This is a genomic window from Synechococcus sp. MIT S9508 (assembly GCF_047303045.1).
GTDB lineage: Bacteria > Cyanobacteriota > Cyanobacteriia > PCC-6307 > Cyanobiaceae > Synechococcus_C.
In genome coordinates this window covers 927,590-944,513 of record NZ_CP138941.1, presented here as the reverse complement: position 1 = coordinate 944,513, position 16,924 = coordinate 927,590, and the positions used below count along the sequence as shown (strand labels likewise).

Here is a 16,924-nt window from a genome sequence, read left to right as displayed (position 1 = left end):
TTGAGCAAGAATCGTCTCACCGGGAATCGACGCCGTGGGCGGACCTCTGAAACAGGATCTGTTCAGCCATCACTGCGAGGCAGCTCGGCAGCGGCAGGCTCCCCTTGCCGATCGCCTGCGGCCGCGCAATCTCGATGAATTCGTGGGTCAGGCAGCAATCCTGGCGGAGGGTCGCCTGCTGCGGCGAGCCATCTCAGCCGATCGTGTCGGCAATCTGATCCTGCATGGCCCGCCGGGAGTCGGAAAGACCACCCTGGCGCGAATCATTGCCAACCACACACGAGCCCATTTCAGCTCTCTCAATGCCGTGCTGGCGGGCGTGAAAGACTTGCGCTCCGAAGTGACCGATGCCAGTCAACGCCTCGAACGCCATGGGCTGCGCACCATCCTGTTTATCGATGAGGTGCATCGCTTCAACAGCGCCCAGCAGGATGCATTATTGCCATGGGTGGAGAACGGCACACTCACCCTGATCGGTGCCACGACAGAAAACCCCTTTTTCGAAGTCAACAAGGCGCTGGTCAGTCGGTCCAGGTTGTTCCGTCTGCAGAGCTTGGGGCCGGACGACCTCAGTCGTTTGCTACTGACTGCGCTGCACGACAAAGAGCGTGGCTATGGCGATCGTCATGTAGAGATCAGCGCTGAGGCCTCGGCCCATCTCGTCAATGTGGCGGGAGGTGACGCACGCAGCCTGCTCAATGCACTTGAGCTCGCAGTGGAAAGCACCCCTGAAAATCAGGATGGCGTGATCGCCATCGACCTTGGCATTGCTGAGGAATCCATTCAGCAGCGCGCCGTGCTCTACGACAAGCAGGGTGATGCGCACTTCGACACGATCAGCGCATTCATCAAATCCCTGAGGGGCTCGGACGCCGACGCAGCACTGTTCTGGCTGGCACGAATGATTGAAGCCGGTGAAAACCCCCGTTTCATTTTCCGGCGCATGCTGATCTCAGCTGGGGAAGACGTGGGCCTCGCGGACCCCCAGGCCGTGGTGGTGGTCGAAGCCTGCGCCGCGGCCTTTGAGCGCATCGGACTGCCGGAGGGACTGTATCCATTGGCCCAGGCAGCTCTCTACCTGGCATGCACTGAAAAAAGCAACAGCACCAGCGGCATGTTCGAAGCACTGCGTCAGGTCCGTGAAGCACAGCGTCAGGAAGTGCCTGCCCATTTGCGCGACGCCAACCGCGATGGCGATGCCTTTGGTGACGGCAAGGGCTATCGCTACCCCCACGCTTTTCGTGAACACTGGGTGGCTCAGCAGTATTTGCCAAGTGCCCTTCAGGGTGAAGCCTTCTGGTCACCTAGTCGCCAGGGCTGGGAAGGACAACGACGCGAACGGATGCTGGAACGGCGCGCTGCTCAGCTCGCAGCCTCAGCTGAGGCTGTCGACGAACACCCGCTGTTGGTGAGCAGCGGACCGGAGCAACCACAGCTGGAACGGTGGCTGCAACGTCAACTGTCAGTGGATGGCGAACGACTTCAGGAGCTGCGGCAGAAACTGTGGTCCGATCTCGGCTGGCAACGCACGGATCGCGTATTGATCCTTGGCGGGCGTTCGCTGCTCTGGTCGCTTGATCCCCTCGGAGCCGTGGCCGAAGGAGGACTCACGATTCTCTGTGCATCTTCAACAGAACAGCGACGACTGGAAGCACAGCTGAAGTTGCTTGATCCTCTCAATCATCCGGCCATGTTGGCCGATGCTTCCGACCTGGAACGACTGAGCCCGGACCACCAGTTCGAAGTGGTCGGCGGGCGGCTGAATCAGGAGGATCTCAATGGTGCTGACTTTGAAACGTTCTGGGCCCGTGTGAGCTCCCGCTCGACAAGCGGCGCTCAACTGAGGCTGTTGCTGAGTGAACCCCAACTTGGGCCAGCTGGGGGACTACTGGAGCTGCTCATAAGTGAAAAGAGAGCGAGCACATCGATGTCATCACTTCAGACCCTGGCTGCTCTGGAATCCATCTGGCTAAGCCAAGAGGAACAGCGTCAGAGGCTGCTAAGCCAGCTTGAGCGCTGCGGCTGGGTCACGAACCAGAGCAGCTGGCAAGAATCCCTGAAGCTCTCCATTGAGCCGAGCCTGATCGAACGATGGCTCGGAGAAAACCGTCCTTACCGAAAGGCTCTTGAAAAAACCGGTGAAGCCAGTGAAACCGAACTATCAGAGCTGCGTCGCGAACTCTTACAGCAACGTGGCAACCATCTCCCCCAAAGTCTTCGTCACTGGCGAATCGAAGGTCGACTGGCCTGACACCTTGCATCAAAATCTGTCATAAAAAAGCCCCGGCGATGCCGGAGCTTGAAGAGCAAAGTTGATGAACCGGTGAGGGTTCTCAACAATCACCAGAGGCCGCGAACAGGTGCGGTACGAACAGGCTCAGCGGGGAGGATCTGGTTGGCCTGCACGCATGCGGGCAGGAACACATACCAGGACAGCAGGGAGGTTGCCTGATCGCCACTGAGACCGTCCTTACAAACGTTCTGAGCACCGTCAGAAACGCCGTTGTCGTTCAGACGGAAGTCAACGGGCAGCTGCCTCATGATGCCGGCAGAGGAGATTTCTCCATCAGCTGCATCGAGGATGATCGCGGAACGAAGAGCGACCACGGCGGTCTTCTTCTTCTGCCAGTAGGGGAAGTAGCTGCGGGTCTGGTCGTCCAGGAACTTCACACCATCGGCGGAGTACAGGAAGCGAGAAACACCAACCAGATCTACGTCGTAGCTCTTGGACATGCCCTCTTGGATTTCATCAGCAGTCCAACCGGAGTTGTTCAGGCCAGCTTCAAGAGCACGGTCAGTGATTTCGCCGTCGTTGAAGAACTTGGCGAAAGATGAGGCTTTGGTAGTCCAGACAGCGCCACCTGAGACCCAGCGCACGGGGCGCTTGGTGCCAGCTTCAGCGGCGACAGCCAGAGTGGAAATGGAAGCGGCGGCGAGAGCGCCGGCTGCAAAACGGGTGAACACGGACGGCGAGAAAAGACGTCTTTTTAATCCTATCCATAGGAAAAAGACTTGCCAACAAAATCACCGCCCCATAGCGCAGATGGGGAGAAATTCGCCTCACAAGGACCATCTCGGCAAGACTCATGTATCTCAGTAGATGCTTGGATCTCACAGCGAAGCATCAATGTTGATTCCTTCATTCAGTGGAGTCCATCCCAAACAGCATTCATGTCGATCGAGCTGAAGATTGTTCACGCTGCGCAGAGCACACAGTCCTGCAGAAATTCCTTCTCGGAAACGACAACCCCAAGTCGCCATTCCCCCTGAGACCACAACTGGGCAGCAACATTGAGATTCAAACCGTGATGCACAGCAGTACGAAGGTTGGAGCCCACCTCCCAAAAACCAAGATCCTGCGCCAAAGAACCTTGTTGCCACTTGATCGCAGCCTCCTTCAGAAGCCATCGGTCCAAAACCTGCTGTCGCAGCTGGTCGCCTTCCAGCTCCATCAGCTCACCCTGCTCGAACTCGGTGAAAAAACGGCGCACTAAGGCCGCTGCCGCATGGATCTTTCGATCGGCACGCTCCAAGTCAACTCCGATGGGCTTTTGAGACCAACCCAGCAGACAGGCATCAGCACAGTGGCTGAGGCTGACATAGCCCCACCCATCCGGAAGCTGAGGTGGAGCACCCGGTGGTGCGGTCAGCGGCACCTCCAAAGATTCAACACCATGCAGGGAAGACAGACAACTGCGCATCCAGCCGCGTGAGGCAAGGAACTGCTGTGCCCGAGACGCCGTCAGGCCTGCGGCACAAGCACGCTCCTGGCTGCTCACAACAAGGTCGCCAGCCGGAGCATCAAGAGCGATCTGCTGCATCCACAACGCAGTTACGCTGCCGCCGACAGTCCGGTTATCCATGACTCTGCAGATCGGCGATCCCGCCCCTGACTTCACACTTCCAGATGAGAACGGCGAACCCCTCACGCTTTCATCTCTGAAAGGACAGCGAGTGGTGATCTATTTCTATCCCAAGGATGCGACGCCAGGCTGCACCAAAGAAGCTTGCAACTTCCGCGACCGCTGGAGCGATCTCAAGACCAATGGCATCAAAGTGCTGGGCATCAGCAAAGACAACGCTTCATCGCACACACGCTTCATTGCCAAGCAAGAACTCCCCTTCACCCTGCTCACCGACGAAGAACCATGCGCAGTGGCCAGCAGCTACGAAAGCTACGGCCTGAAGAAATTCATGGGCCGTGAATTCATGGGAATGATGCGTCACACCTTCGTGGTGGATGCTGAGGGCAAGATTGAGTTGATCTACAGAAAGGTCAAAGCCGATGCAATGGCTGATCAAGTGCTGAGCGATCTGGGGCTGGGCTGACCAGCGTCACCAGCGACTGCATCACCAGTTCAGGGGCATGATTCAGCTCAAGCCCCTGGGTCTGCAGAGCTTGCACCAGCAGCGGAGCATCACCGCCGCAGAGCCAAAGCGGAGAAGGATCGAGGTCCTGGGCTCGGAGAATCAAACCGACAAGACTTTCGATCACTCCCCGGCGCATCGCCTCACACGAATCCCTGGGGAACGACAGGCCATCGCAGGGATCCTGCCTCTGGTCGTCAGGATCTGTCAGCGCCTGAGTGCCTGCTGCCATGGCCTGCAACTGCAGCCTCAATCCGGCCGCAAGCCAGCCGCCATTGAAGGCACCGTCTGCAGTCACGCGCGTGAGGCTGAGCACGGTGCCGGCATCAACAACCATCAATGGGCCAGCCTCTGCTGACTGGGTCCAGGCGCCCCATCCCGCCAGCGCCCTGTCGATGCCAAGCCAGTCCGGCACATGTCGAAGCGGAATCCCATCCAGGCAGAGACGCCTGTCTGGCCTGAGCACGGAATGGGCAGGTAAAGGTCCCACTGCCGCCCACGAGCAAAGTGGTGGAGATCCCTCCAATAGCGACAGTTGCGGCTGGGAATGGCTGTAGCTCCAGACACCGCTCCTGGATTGCTCGGCCCAGTGCCAGCGACTATTGCCGATCAGCAGACAGCGCTGCTCAGAGGCCATGGTCAGATGCCATCGCCCATCACTCCGGGCACGTGGATTCCGCACTCCTGACGCTGTCCACCGAAGCGGGTGCCGCGGCCCTCGGACTCAAGGCCGTCTGGAGCACTGGAATGCCAGTCGCCAACGGTGGAATACCCCTGATCGAAGAGCGGATGCTGAGGCAAGTCATGCTCCTGCATGTAATAGAAGACATCCCGATTGGTCCAACGCAACAAGGGGCGTAGAGACAGACGCTCACGAATCGGATCGAGCACAGTCATGGTCTTGCGCAGCTCTGTCTGGCCGCGTCGCACACCACTGGCCCAGCAGCTCACCTCGCGTCCACTCAGTGCTGCCTCCAGCGGCTCCACTTTGCGGAGACGTAGATACAGATCGAGGTCCTGCTCTCGTCCGGTCTCCCAGAGCCTTCCGTGGACTGCTTCCATGCGGGCAGGAGACATCGAAGACTGCGCCACAACGAGCCGAGTGCCCAGTCGCTCGCAGAGAGTGCTGGCATAGCGATAGGTCTCGGCGGGCAGATATCCCGTGTCCACCCAAATCACAGGCACGGTCTCTCCTCCGGAGAGGCGGCTGAGCATGTGCAGCAAGACAGACGACTGGATCCCAAAGCTGGTGGTCATCGCGAAGCCAGACCCGAATCGATTGAGTGCCCACTGCAGACGCTGCAGAGGCTCCAGCGGCTCCAGCTCCGCGCGAAGGGTTTCGAGACCGGCAGCCTCTGTGCCGGAATCCACACCACCAGCGGTGCTGATCATGTCTGTGATGCCCTGGCTCATGCACTCCATCCTCCAATGCCGAGGTGACCACAGGTCTGCCTATGGTTTCAACACGCACCAGAGAATGCCTTGACTCCCCCTGCCAGCGGGCAACTTCAACCGATCGTGGTGATCGGTGGTGGATTTGCCGGATTGTCAACGGCGCTTGCCTTCAGTCGCCTGCATCCAAGACCAGCGGTAGTGCTGATCGAACCTCGTGACCGCTTCGTCTTCGTTCCTCTGCTCTACGAATTAATGAGCGGAGAGCTGAAGGGATGGGAGGTTGCACCTGACTACGCATCGTTGCTGCAGGGACATGGGATCAGTCACCTGCAAGACCGTGCCAGCTCCATCGACCTCGATGCCCGGTCCGTCACCACAGCATCGGGGCGCGTCCTGCATTACAGCCAGCTAGTGATCGCCACAGGTGCACAACCCGCAGACTTTGGAATCCAAGGAGTCCGCGACAACGCCCTGAATTTCCATACCCTCACTGATCTACAACCTCTGCAGGAGCGAGTTCAGGAGCTGCGTCGGCGCCCATCAGGCACGAGCTCCCTGGTGATTGCTGGTGCGGGTGCCACGGGGGTTGAACTGGCTTGCAAGCTCGTGGACATGCTCAACGGTGCCGCCACAGTGCAACTCGTTGAGCTCGGTGATCAGATCCTGCCGAGATCGAAGGCCTTCAACAGGGAGCAGGCCGAGAAAGCCTTGAAGAAGCGTGGTGTCACGGTTCACCTCAACACCAAAGTGGAGTCTGTGAAAGCGACTTCGGTGATGTTAAGCGGAGCACAGGGCTCGTCCCAGCAGAATCATGACGGACTGGTCTGGACCGCAGGCAGCCGTCCCAGCATTCCTGACATCTCTCCCAAGTTGGAGCTCCATCAGGGGCGACTGCCAGTGACTGAATCGCTCCGCCTGCAGGGTTATCCAGAGGTTCTGGCTCTCGGAGATATTGCTGTGAATCCTGATGCCAATGAGCTTTCCAGCTGGCCTCATTCGGCTCAGGCAGCCATCCAGCAAGGTAAATTTGCAGCTCAGGAGCTGAAGGCAAAGCTGCGGGACCGTGATGCAAACACTTTTGTGTTCAACGATCTCGGCGAAATGCTCAGCCTCGGCATTGGCGATGCCTCGATCACCGGCCTAGGCCTCACCGTTGCCGGTCCTCTGGCCTTCAAGCTACGCCGACTGACCTATCTGACCCGGTTACCAGGTCTGTCGCTGGGGCTTCGCGCAGCCGGAGCCTGGCTGGTCAGTCCTTGAAACAGGCTCACCTGGCAGGACGAACCAGGGGGCTGCGTCCATCACAGCTCAAACAGCTGGATCGTCTCAGCCATCGTCGCCACCCCGATGATTCCGGCGCCGACGTTTTCACGCTGGAGCGGCTTGCCGAGCTGGCTGTGAAGCTCGAGGAAACACTGCATCTGCTGATCGACGACCGTGGCGTCTGCCGACTGCTTTGGGTTGGCCCTCTCGGAGAATCCGATCGACTGGACCGACATCTTCAGGGCGGCTCCAGGCGCCGCCCCAGGCAATGGCGCCTGATCAGCACGCTGCATGAACGGCGTTCTCCAGACCTGGTCCCTGATGGTCGCGATGCGGTGATCGCCCTGGATGTTCAGCCGGAGTCGTGGCTGCGTTATCAGGCAGTGATCTCTCCCAGTGGCATCCGTTCCGGTGCCCTCTGGGTTCCAAATCCCCAAGCAGAGAGCGGCTGGAGTTGTGGCGAAACGGGCGATCTAACGATTCTCTGCCACTGCGACACCCCTGCGGGGCAAGGAGATCCGCATAGCGAACCCTTTCAGTCAGCGCAGGAGCACACGGCAACGGTGGACCAGGTGCTGCTGCTCACTCTCACCGGCACGGACCCAGCACGGAACGAGCGTGAGCTGGCCGAACTGGAAGGGTTGGCCCGCAGTGCCGGTGCAAATACAGTTGCCGTCTGCCGCCAGCGTCAGGGACAGATTAATCCTCATACCCTCTGGGGCAGAGGCAAACTCCAAGAGGCTGCTCTGGACATCCGCAAGCACGGCGCCACGCTCGTGATCACCGACAGAGAGCTCACCCCTGTTCAAGCCAGGAACCTGGAGCGGCTACTGGACAGTCCCGTCATGGATCGCAGCGAGCTGATCCTCGACATTTTTGCCCAGCGGGCCTCCAGTGCTGCAGGTCGCCTGCAAGTGGAACTGGCCCAACTCCGCTACAGACTGCCAAGACTTGCCGGACGCGGATTGAGCCTGTCTCGGCAGGGGGGGGGCATTGGCACCCGCGGACCTGGAGAAACCCAGCTTGAAAAAGACAAGCGTGCCATCAGCCGACGTATCGAACACCTAGGCAGGGAATTTCGCCAGCTGGGAGCACACCGAGCCCGGCTGAGAGAGCGACGTCAGGACATTCCCAGTGTGGCTCTCGTTGGGTATACGAATGCCGGCAAGTCATCGCTACTCAATGCGCTGTGTGATCGCGCTCAAGGAGGCCCGGTCCAAGCCGAAAATATTCTGTTCGCGACCCTCGATCCCACGACACGTCGGCTCTGCTTGCCGAGGGCTGGAGCAGCACCCCGCGAGCTGTTGATCACCGACACGGTGGGATTTATCCGTGAACTGCCGGCCCCTTTGATGCAAGCCTTTATGGCCACGCTGGAGGAAACCCGCAATGCAGACCAGCTCCTGCTGGTGGTGGATCTCGGAGATCCCGATTGGCAGGGACAACTCAAAGCTGTGCACTCCATCCTCGACAGTCTTGGCTGTGAGCAGCCCAGACAGGTGCTGGCCAACCAGATCGACCGATGTGATGCAGAAGCTTTGCAGCAGATCCGTGAACTGGAGCCCGAAGCCCTCTACCTCTCCGCCACGCAGGGGACAGGCCTGAGGGGTCTGCGAACATGGCTTGAACAGACGTTCTGGGAGTCCACACCAGAAACAGTCAGCCCACCTGTCACGGAGCCAACAGGCGCACCCCCCAATGGTTGAGCTCAGTGCCGCTCTGCAGAACGGAGACGCTCTGGTCACGCTCGCTGTGCTGTTGATCGCGGTGGCCCTGTTCATCAGCGGAGCCATGGCGCCAGAGCTGGTGGGGCTGCTCAGTGTCTCGCTGCTGATGATTGGCGGAGTGCTGACCCCTCTACAGGCCCTGAGCGGCTTCGGCAGCCCAGCACTGATCACGCTGATGGGACTGTTCGCCGTTTCAGCAGCCCTGTTCCGCAGCGGCGCCCTTGATCGCCTGAGAGAACTGATTGCCTCCGAACGCATCCGTACTCCTAGGCGCATGGTGGGTCTGCTGACCCTGGTGGTGGCACCGATCTCTGGCGTGGTGCCCAACACCCCGATTGTGGCCAGCCTGCTTCCGGTGCTGGAGAGCTGGTGCCAAAAGCGAGGGATCGCACCATCCAGGGTTCTTCTGCCTCTGTCATTCGCCACACTGCTGGGCGGCACCCTGACCCTGCTGGGCAGCTCCGTGAATCTGCTGGCCAGTGACGTCAGCCAACAATTGGGCTATGGGTCCCTGGATCTCTTCAGCTTCAGCGCCATCGGCGTGCCGGTCTGGCTCGCCGGAGCGAGCTACATGCTGCTTGCCCCTCGCGCCCTGCTGCCAGACCGAAATGTGCCCGATGATCAGCTCAGCACTAACCAGTCGCTTACTGGATACTTCACCGAAGTCACCATCCCAGGTTCGTCCTCGCTTGTCGGACAGACCCTGAGGCACAGCAGGCTGCAACGTCGCTTCGATGTCGACGTTCTCGAGCTGCAGCGAGGTGGCGAGCGGATCCTTCCACCCCTGGCCGACCGCTGCATCGAGGCGGAAGACCGCCTACTGCTGAGGGTCACACGCGCAGATCTGCTTCGCCTGCAACAAGACCACACGATTCAGCTGGCCTCCGCCAATCGTCCTTCCGCTGATCATCTCGACGTAGTCAACGCCAAGCCAGCCATGTCCAGCGAAGGCGCAGACGGTCAGAAAACCGTGGAGGTTCTGCTGCCAGCTGGGTCCACATTGGCTGGTGCAAGTCTGCGGGAGCTGCGCTTTCGACAACGCCATAACGCAACGGTGCTTGCACTCCGCCGAGGTCAGCAAACGGTTCAGGAGCGACTTGGCCAGGCTGTTCTACGTGAGGGCGATGTGCTGCTGCTACAAGCCCCTCTGGATGCGATCCGAGGGCTTCAGGCCAGCAACGATCTGCTGGTGCTCGACCAGCTTGAAAACGATTTACCCACCATCCGTCGCAAGCCTCAGGCCGTGACCATTACGGCTCTGATGCTGCTGGTGCCCACAGTCACCTCCGTGCCCCTGGTTGCCGCAGTGCTGATGGCCGTTGTGCTGCTGGTGCTGATGGGATGCCTAAGAACAGGAGAGGTTCAGCGCTCGATCAGACTGGATGTGATTCTTCTGCTCGGATCTCTTTCCAGCTTCAGTGTGGCTCTGCAGACCAGTGGCTTGGCCAATGCCATGGCGTCCGACATGGAGAGGCTGCTCCTGAACTGGCCGGCTTACTGGGCGTTACTGGTGATTTTTCTGGCCACCAATCTGATTACCAGCGTGATGAGCAATGCCGCCTCGGTGGCACTGCTGGTTCCTGTGGCCACGCAGCTCGCACCCTCTCTGAGTCTTACCCCCCAGGCTCTGTTGCTCACTGTGCTGTTTGGCGCCAGTCAGTCGTTTCTCACTCCGATGGGATACCAGACCAACCTTATGGTTTTCGGACCAGGCCGTTACCGCTTCTTCGATGTAGCTCGCTACGGAGCCGGTCTCATGTTGCTGATGACCTTTCTGGTTCCAGGACTGATCCTTGCCCAGGCGGGAGGAGGCTAAGCGCATGGCACTGCCTCGGGCCATTCATCGCACTCAGGCTTGGCACCGGCGCCTCACAGTGCCCCAGTTCACGGTGGTGACTGGATTGCTGGTGATCACCCTGGGGACACTGCTGCTGTCCAGCCCGCTCTGCTCCAGCACGAGTGTCGGACTCTGGGAAGCCTTGTTTACAGCAACCTCCGCGGTCACCGTGACAGGCCTCACCGTGATCGACGTCGGCAAGGATCTGACCGTCGTCGGCCAAGGCGTTCTGGCGGTCATGATCCTGGTGGGAGGCCTCGGACTGATGGCGATCACCACATTCCTGCAGGGATTTGTGGTGCGGGGAGCTTCCCTACGACGTCGCCTGGATCGTGGCCAGACCCTCGATCAATTCGGCGTGGGTGGCGTCGGCGGCACGTTCAGAAGCATTGCCCTCACTGCAGCGGTGCTGATCATGGTGGGCGCCGTTGTGCTCTACACCTACGGTTTTTCAGACCTTCCTGCGGGTGGAGAAAGGCTGTGGGCATCGTTGTTTCACAGCATCTCGGCCTACAACAACGCGGGGTTCGGCCTCTGGAACGACAGCCTCGAGAGCTACCGAACAAATCGGGTGGTGAATGCCGTGATCATGCTGCTGATCGTTCTGGGTGGACTCGGCTGGCGTGTGACCAGCGATCTCTGGAGCAACCGTCAACGACTTAAACGCCGCAATCTCAGTCTTCACACGCGACTGGTGCTAAGAACCTCGATTCTGCTGATCCTGATCGGGACCTTCGGGCTACTGCTGACTGAATCCCTCTCCAAAGGGCACATCCTCACCACGATGGGCTGGCCTGAGCGGCTGATGAGCGCCCTATTCGAATCCGTGAGTGCTCGCACAGCTGGCTTCACCACTGTTCCACTCTCCGAACACAGTGTTTCCGACTCCGGACTATTGCTGCTGATGGCCCTGATGTTCATCGGAGCCAGCCCTGGCGGCACTGGTGGAGGCATCAAGACCACCACGGTGGCAGCACTGATGGCCGCCACGCGATCCACACTTCGCGGTCAGGATGATGTCGTCATCCGGCATCGTCAGATTCCCGACAAGGTGGTGCTGAGGGCCGTGAGCATCGTGATGGCATCGCTGATGTTTGTGCTTGTGATGGCACTGCTTCTTGCCCTCACCACCAATCAGAACGGCGAAGAGCCACTCACCTTCCTGGAACTGCTGTTCACTTGCATCTCAGCCTTTGCCACCGTGGGGATGGACCTGGGCGTCACTGAACAGCTCGGGCGCTTTGGTCAGCTGATCTTGGTGGTGGGAATGTTTGTGGGCCGACTGGGGATCCTGCTGCTGCTGAGTGCCATCTGGGAGAGCTTCGACCGAAACCAGCTGCAGCGCCAGAATCGGATTGGTTATCCCCGTGAGGATCTCTATGTCTGAACGCGACTCGTTGGGGCTAATGCCATGAGGGATTGGTGGCACTGGTCGCCTGCTGAAGACAGCGACCCCCGCAGCTTCGGAATCGTGGGCGTCGGACGCTTCGGCAGTGCTGTTTGCCGCCAGTTGATGCAGAGCGGAGCAGACGTGCTTGCAGTGGACCGTTCCCCGAAGGCGATCGAGGAACTCAGGCAACTTGAGCCATCGATCGAAGCAAGGGTCCTCGACTGCACTGACGAGGAATCGCTCAGGGAAGCAGGCATCCTCGACATGGACACCGTGGTCGTGGCGATCAGCGAACCGATCGAAGCCAGCATCACGGCCACCCTGATCGCCAAAGACAGCGAGGGCACTCGAGTGCGCCGGGTGATTGCGAGGGCCACCAGCGATCTGCACGAAAAAATGCTGAAACGCGTTGGTGCCGACCGCGTGGTGTTTCCTTCGCGGATGCAAGGAGAGCGCCTGGGTCTTGAACTAGTTCGGCCCAATCTGATGGAGCGGTTGGAGCTCGACGAGCTCAACTCGATCGAGGAGATCAAAGTGCCGGAGCGCTTTGTTGGTCTCTCACTGCGCGATCTCAACCTGCGTAAGAACTACCGCGTCAATGTGCTGGCAGCCGGCCCGGCTGCCGACCTGATGGTGAATCCACCCGCAACACACGTTCTGATGGAAGGCCACGTTCTGGTGGTGATGGGTTTGACGGATGACCTCCAGAACCTCCCCCGCACCTGAGCGGAATCATGCGCGTTCTCGGGCTAATGAGCGGCACCAGCGCCGATGGAGTGGATGCAGTTCTAGCTGAGTTCAGTGGACGATCAAGCCGCCCACGCTGGACCCTGATCCACAGTGCTTTCTGCCCTTATCCCTCAGATCTACGCAAGCGCATGCTGGCCGTGGCCCAGGGTGAAGCAGCGCCTGCAGCGGCCTTTCTAGAACTGGCTGAAGCGATCACTGATCATCAGGCAAAGGCTGCTGAAGCATGCGATCCCGATCGTTCAGCCAGCCTCGTTGGCTGCCATGGTCAAACCATCTGGCACCGCCCACCTGACTGCGACACAAGAGGCCAGAGCCGACGTGGCAGCAGCTGGCAGATGCTTCAGGGTCCGCTGCTCGCACAAATACTGCAGCGACCTGTGGTGTACGACTTCCGAGCCACCGACTTGGCTCTGGGAGGGCAGGGTGCACCCCTGGTACCCATGGCAGATGTGGCTCTGATCGGCAGGATCGAAGGCTGGCGGGCACTACTGAACCTTGGCGGCATCGCCAACATCACCCTGATTCCCCCATCACGAGGTCCAGACCGGAAACAACCTGTGCTCGGCTGGGACTGCGGCCCCGCCAACAGCCTGATTGACCTAGCGATGACCGTCTTTAGCGATGGGAAAGAGCGCTGTGACAAGAACGGAGCCATGGCTGCGCTGGGGCAGGTGATGGGTGAGCCGCTGACGAGCTGGCTCCATGAGCCCTATTTCCTGAAGAGAGGACCGAAGTCGACCGGTCGGGAGCTGTTCGGTCTCAAGGATCTGGAACGGAGGCTCAGCGAGCTTCAACCGGCCTGCCCCGAAGACCAAATGGCCACAATCACAGCGTTGACAGCTGCAGTGGTAGCTCAGGATCTACAGCATCTGAGCGATCTCGACCTTCCCCTGCCCGTAGAGATGGTGGTGGCCGGTGGAGGGCGCCGCAACAGAACTCTGATGCGGGAATTGCAGGCGCGTTGCCATGGCCTCAGAGTGCGTCCAAGCGACGAGTTGGGACTGCCATGCGAGACGCGCGAAGCCCTGGTGTTCGCGCTGCTGGCCTGGTGGCATCACCGCAATCATCCAGGCAATGCGCCATCGATCACTGGATCTCAACGCAGCTGTGTTCTGGGGGTCCGCGCCGAACCGGCCTGAACCCTCTCAGCCGGGTCGGTGCAACCGCAACCGCCTGGGAGCGCCCCGGAGTCGACGAGGCTGCTGCGCCTCGAGAGCGGAACGCAATCGCTCCGTGGATGTCGGAGCTGGCACCACTGCGGAACCGGACTGCTCCAGCCTCTGAACCCCCTGCTGAATCAACACTTTGGCCATGTTGCTGACGGTTCGGGACTCCTGCTCAGCAAGAGCTGTGAGGCGAAGACAGAGATCTTCTGGCAGAACCACCTGAATCCGGGGCGATTTCGGCTTCCCGCTGGATGAGGTTTGGCGGGTCGCCACGAATCGTGAGTCAGAGATACCTAAAAGTGTACTGAGATGCGCAAGGGTAGTATCCAGCACTATGATGCGGTCATCAATTCACCCCTTCCACGCGGCTCATCACCCCAGGACTGCACTTCAACGATTCCGCCAGGACTGCCATGCCACGCACAACCAGCCAGGCCCCCAGCACCCGTCAGCCAGCCCCTCGCAACCGAAGGGCTGGCGGCTCGCGTAGATCCCGCCGTGCCGCTGAAAACAGCGATGTACTGGTCTCGGCTGTGATTAGTTCCTATCTGCTCACACACCTGCACCATGTGCTGCAGCGAGCTGAATACGGAGCTGTCCAGGAAGGCAGGGTGTCCCAGGCGGCCAACTATGCGCAGCTCCGCAAGGTTCTCTGCATGGATGCGCGCAGCATGGAGGATGCCTCCGCAGCGGGCCTCAAGGAAGCCGATCTCGACCAGGCTGCCTAACAGAGAAGGTCCATGGGCGCTCAGGGCGGGCATGGATAGGGTTGATGGAGATGGTTGTGCTCCATGAGCAACGCTGCAGAGCTCTACGCAAAAATCGAACAGGACCGGGATCTGACACGCGCCTTGTTCAGGCAGGCTCTTCAGAATCCTGACGGAGCCGTTCAGACCATCTGTCAGGTGGGAGAACAGATGAACCTTTCAGTGACCCATGACGAGGTCAAGGCGTTCATCAACAGCCTGGATGACGAACTCAGCAAACAGTGGCTGGTCAAAGCGAGGGGCGGTCTCTGATCAGTTGGCTGGACTGGCTGGGTGAAGCCGGAACAGGCAAACGATCCCTGCTGCCACCTCCCCCGGCCCAGCTGAAGAACAACCAGTAACTCACCAGAGCCAGCCCTGCGGCCACTACCAGGGCGGCGACCTGCTCCAGCCTTCGCATCAACGCAGCTTCTCTCTATGAGCACAGTCTGCCCCACACCTCGACGCGAGATGATGTAATTTCTCCGCGTCTTCACCGGTGCTGCGACTCGAGCACGTCAGCAAGATCTATCCCACAGGGGAAGTGCTTCGGGACGTCACCTGGGAGATCAAACCAGGCGATCGCATTGGCCTTGTGGGTGTCAACGGCGCAGGCAAATCGACTCAGATGCGGTTGATCGCGGGCCATGAAGAGCCGACCAGCGGCTCGGTCGTTCGCCAGGGGGAACCACGCATCGCATTCCTGCAGCAGGAATTCGATGTCGACCCCAATCGCTCAGTGCGGCAGGAACTCTTTCAGGCGTTTGGGGAAGCCGCCAGGGTGCTGAACCGCCAGCGCGAAGTAGAGGAGGCAATGGGCTCTGACCAAGCAGCTGAAGATCCCGACCACCTCGATGAGTTGATCCACGAGCTGGGACAACTGCAAAACCGATTCGAAGCCCTGCATGGCTACGAACTTGATGCTCGCATCGACAAGCTGCTGCCCACGATCGGCTTCACGCCAGACAGTGCGGAGTGTCAGGTCGGGGACTATTCGGGTGGCTGGCAGATGCGCATCGCCCTCGGCAAGATTCTTCTTCAGGAACCGGATCTACTGCTGCTCGATGAGCCGACCAACCACCTGGATGTGGAAACAATCCAGTGGCTTGAGGGCTACCTGCAAGAACAAACAGCAGCCCTGGTGGTCATCAGTCACGATCGAACCTTTCTCGATCGAGTCTGCAACCAGATCGTCGCCACCGAAAGGGGAATCTCCAGAAGTTATCTCGGCAATTACACCGCGCATCTGGAACAGAAGCAGCTGGAAAAGGAGGCGACTCAGGCGGCCTTTGACCGTCAGCAGAAGGAGATCGCCACCCAGCAGGCCTACATCGATCGATTCAGGGCTAGTGCCACGCGAAGCACCCAGGCCAAGAGCAGGGAAAAACAGCTCGACAAGGTGGAGCTGGTTGACGCTCCGATCGAAAGCGTTGGCGGACCAAGTTTCCGGTTCCCGGATGCACCCCGGTCCGGCGCCCAAGTCGCTCTGATGGAGAACCTCACCCACAGCTACGGCGACCAAATCCTCTTTCTCGGAGCGGAACTCGAGGTGGAGCGAGGGGATCGCATTGCTTTTGTCGGGCCGAACGGAGCGGGCAAATCCACGCTTCTGCGACTGATCATGGGGATGGAGTCACCGGATGAGGGATCTGCCCGCCTAGGCGAACACAAAGTGATCGCGCGTTATTTCGAACAAAACCAGGCAGAGGCTCTGGACCTGAGCAAAACCGTGATCGACACCATGTTTGAAGCGGTACCGGACTGGACGCAGACCCAGGTGCGCTCGCTGCTGGGCAGCTTCTGCTTCAGCAACGACACCGTCTTTAAAGAGGTCGGCAAGCTCAGCGGTGGCGAGAAGGCACGGCTTGCACTGGCCCTGATGCTGCTGACACCTTGCAATCTCCTGGTGTTGGACGAGCCCACCAACCATCTCGACATCCCAGCCAAACAGATGCTGGAAGACGCTCTCTGCGCCTACGAGGGAGCGGCATTACTCGTGTCTCATGATCGTTATTTCATCTCCCGTGTTGCCAATCGCATCGTTGAGCTGCGGGATGGCGAACTCGTGCTTTATCGAGGGGACTACTCCTATTACGTTGAAAAGAAAGCCGAGGAGAAAGAGGCCGCCGAAGCCGCCCTCAGGCAGGCGCAACAGGACGCAAAGAGAAAGGCCAAACGCGAGAAGCAGAAAGAGCGAGACGCGAAACGTAAAAGTGCGGCATAAGTCCAATCCAGCGGCACGCAAGACGAAACTTCACGAACTGTTAGGCAGGAAGACTTAT

General features: G+C 59.6%; 17 protein-coding genes. 11 read left to right on the top strand and 6 right to left on the bottom strand.

The genetic code is table 11. From position 1 onward, the window contains the following. Positions 1 to 46: 46 nt before the first annotated feature. Positions 47 to 2,251, top strand: coding sequence for an AAA family ATPase (locus tag SIB42_RS04750; RefSeq protein ID WP_067096772.1), 2,205 nt, complete (start codon positions 47 to 49; stop codon positions 2,249 to 2,251). Between the two features lie 89 nt (positions 2,252 to 2,340). On the opposite strand, the gene SIB42_RS04745 is transcribed toward SIB42_RS04750, so the two are convergent. Next, complete coding sequence (locus tag SIB42_RS04745) at positions 2,341 to 2,964, bottom strand: alpha/beta hydrolase (protein WP_067096665.1); 624 nt, start codon at positions 2,962 to 2,964, stop codon at positions 2,341 to 2,343. Positions 2,965 to 3,194: 230 nt separating this feature from the next. Then, a complete protein-coding gene (locus SIB42_RS04740) occupies positions 3,195 to 3,863 on the bottom strand; it encodes a 4'-phosphopantetheinyl transferase family protein (RefSeq protein ID WP_067096668.1) in 669 nt (222 codons plus the stop codon). Between SIB42_RS04740 and bcp the strand changes: the two genes are divergently transcribed. After that, complete coding sequence (gene bcp, locus SIB42_RS04735) at positions 3,862 to 4,329, top strand: thioredoxin-dependent thiol peroxidase (protein ID WP_067096671.1); 468 nt, start codon at positions 3,862 to 3,864, stop codon at positions 4,327 to 4,329. The two genes, SIB42_RS04740 and bcp, sit on opposite strands and share 2 nt — an antisense overlap. Here the strand turns inward: bcp and SIB42_RS04730 are convergent. Both SIB42_RS04730 and SIB42_RS04725 read right to left on the bottom strand, forming a co-directional pair. Continuing rightward, positions 4,277 to 5,005: a type III pantothenate kinase gene (locus tag SIB42_RS04730; protein ID WP_067096674.1), complete on the bottom strand. Its 729-nt coding sequence runs from the start codon at positions 5,003 to 5,005 to the stop codon at positions 4,277 to 4,279. The genes bcp and SIB42_RS04730 overlap by 53 nt on opposite strands. Positions 5,006 to 5,007: 2 nt before the next feature. Further along, the gene (locus tag SIB42_RS04725) at positions 5,008 to 5,781 is read right to left on the bottom strand and encodes a phosphoadenylyl-sulfate reductase (protein WP_082825069.1); all 774 of its coding nucleotides are present in this window, start codon (positions 5,779 to 5,781) and stop codon (positions 5,008 to 5,010) included. Between the two features lie 69 nt (positions 5,782 to 5,850). On the opposite strand from SIB42_RS04725, the gene SIB42_RS04720 reads away from it, so the two are divergent. Genes SIB42_RS04720 through SIB42_RS04695 form a run of 6 tightly spaced genes read left to right on the top strand, consistent with a single transcriptional unit; the run spans position 5,851 to position 13,869 of the window. Beyond that, a complete protein-coding gene (locus SIB42_RS04720; protein ID WP_067096676.1) occupies positions 5,851 to 7,023 on the top strand; it encodes an NAD(P)/FAD-dependent oxidoreductase in 1,173 nt (390 codons plus the stop codon). Then, positions 7,020 to 8,732 (top strand): GTPase HflX, encoded by a 1,713-nt coding sequence (hflX, locus tag SIB42_RS04715; RefSeq protein ID WP_067096679.1) that lies wholly within the window; start codon positions 7,020 to 7,022, stop codon positions 8,730 to 8,732. The genes SIB42_RS04720 and hflX overlap by 4 nt, the downstream gene beginning before the upstream one ends. Beyond that, positions 8,725 to 10,569, top strand: a complete 1,845-nt coding sequence (locus tag SIB42_RS04710; protein WP_067096682.1) for an SLC13 family permease — start codon at positions 8,725 to 8,727, stop codon at positions 10,567 to 10,569. The genes hflX and SIB42_RS04710 overlap by 8 nt, the downstream gene beginning before the upstream one ends. Positions 10,570 to 10,573: 4 nt before the next feature. Further along, the gene (locus tag SIB42_RS04705) at positions 10,574 to 11,977 is read left to right on the top strand and encodes a TrkH family potassium uptake protein (RefSeq protein ID WP_067096685.1); all 1,404 of its coding nucleotides are present in this window, start codon (positions 10,574 to 10,576) and stop codon (positions 11,975 to 11,977) included. 24 nt (positions 11,978 to 12,001) lie between these two features. Then, complete coding sequence (locus SIB42_RS04700; protein WP_067096688.1) at positions 12,002 to 12,706, top strand: potassium channel family protein; 705 nt, start codon at positions 12,002 to 12,004, stop codon at positions 12,704 to 12,706. 8 nt (positions 12,707 to 12,714) lie between these two features. Then, positions 12,715 to 13,869: an anhydro-N-acetylmuramic acid kinase gene (locus SIB42_RS04695; RefSeq protein WP_067096691.1), complete on the top strand. Its 1,155-nt coding sequence runs from the start codon at positions 12,715 to 12,717 to the stop codon at positions 13,867 to 13,869. A gap of 6 nt (positions 13,870 to 13,875) precedes the next feature. Here the strand turns inward: SIB42_RS04695 and SIB42_RS04690 are convergent, their stop codons facing one another. Continuing rightward, positions 13,876 to 14,169: a ribbon-helix-helix domain-containing protein gene (locus tag SIB42_RS04690; protein WP_067096694.1), complete on the bottom strand. Its 294-nt coding sequence runs from the start codon at positions 14,167 to 14,169 to the stop codon at positions 13,876 to 13,878. Positions 14,170 to 14,309: 140 nt separating this feature from the next. On the opposite strand from SIB42_RS04690, the gene SIB42_RS04685 reads away from it, so the two are divergent. Beyond that, the gene (locus tag SIB42_RS04685) at positions 14,310 to 14,624 is read left to right on the top strand and encodes a hypothetical protein (protein WP_067096697.1); all 315 of its coding nucleotides are present in this window, start codon (positions 14,310 to 14,312) and stop codon (positions 14,622 to 14,624) included. Between the two features lie 63 nt (positions 14,625 to 14,687). Then, a complete protein-coding gene (locus SIB42_RS04680) occupies positions 14,688 to 14,915 on the top strand; it encodes a hypothetical protein (protein WP_067096700.1) in 228 nt (75 codons plus the stop codon). Here the strand turns inward: SIB42_RS04680 and SIB42_RS04675 are convergent. Then, positions 14,893 to 15,063: a hypothetical protein gene (locus tag SIB42_RS04675; RefSeq protein WP_186989391.1), complete on the bottom strand. Its 171-nt coding sequence runs from the start codon at positions 15,061 to 15,063 to the stop codon at positions 14,893 to 14,895. The two genes, SIB42_RS04680 and SIB42_RS04675, sit on opposite strands and share 23 nt — an antisense overlap. Before the next feature lie 78 nt (positions 15,064 to 15,141). Here SIB42_RS04675 and SIB42_RS04670 point away from each other — a divergent pair, with 78 nt between their 5' ends. Further along, positions 15,142 to 16,866, top strand: a complete 1,725-nt coding sequence (locus SIB42_RS04670) for an ABC-F family ATP-binding cassette domain-containing protein (RefSeq protein WP_067096703.1) — start codon at positions 15,142 to 15,144, stop codon at positions 16,864 to 16,866. Positions 16,867 to 16,924: the final 58 nt, after the last annotated feature.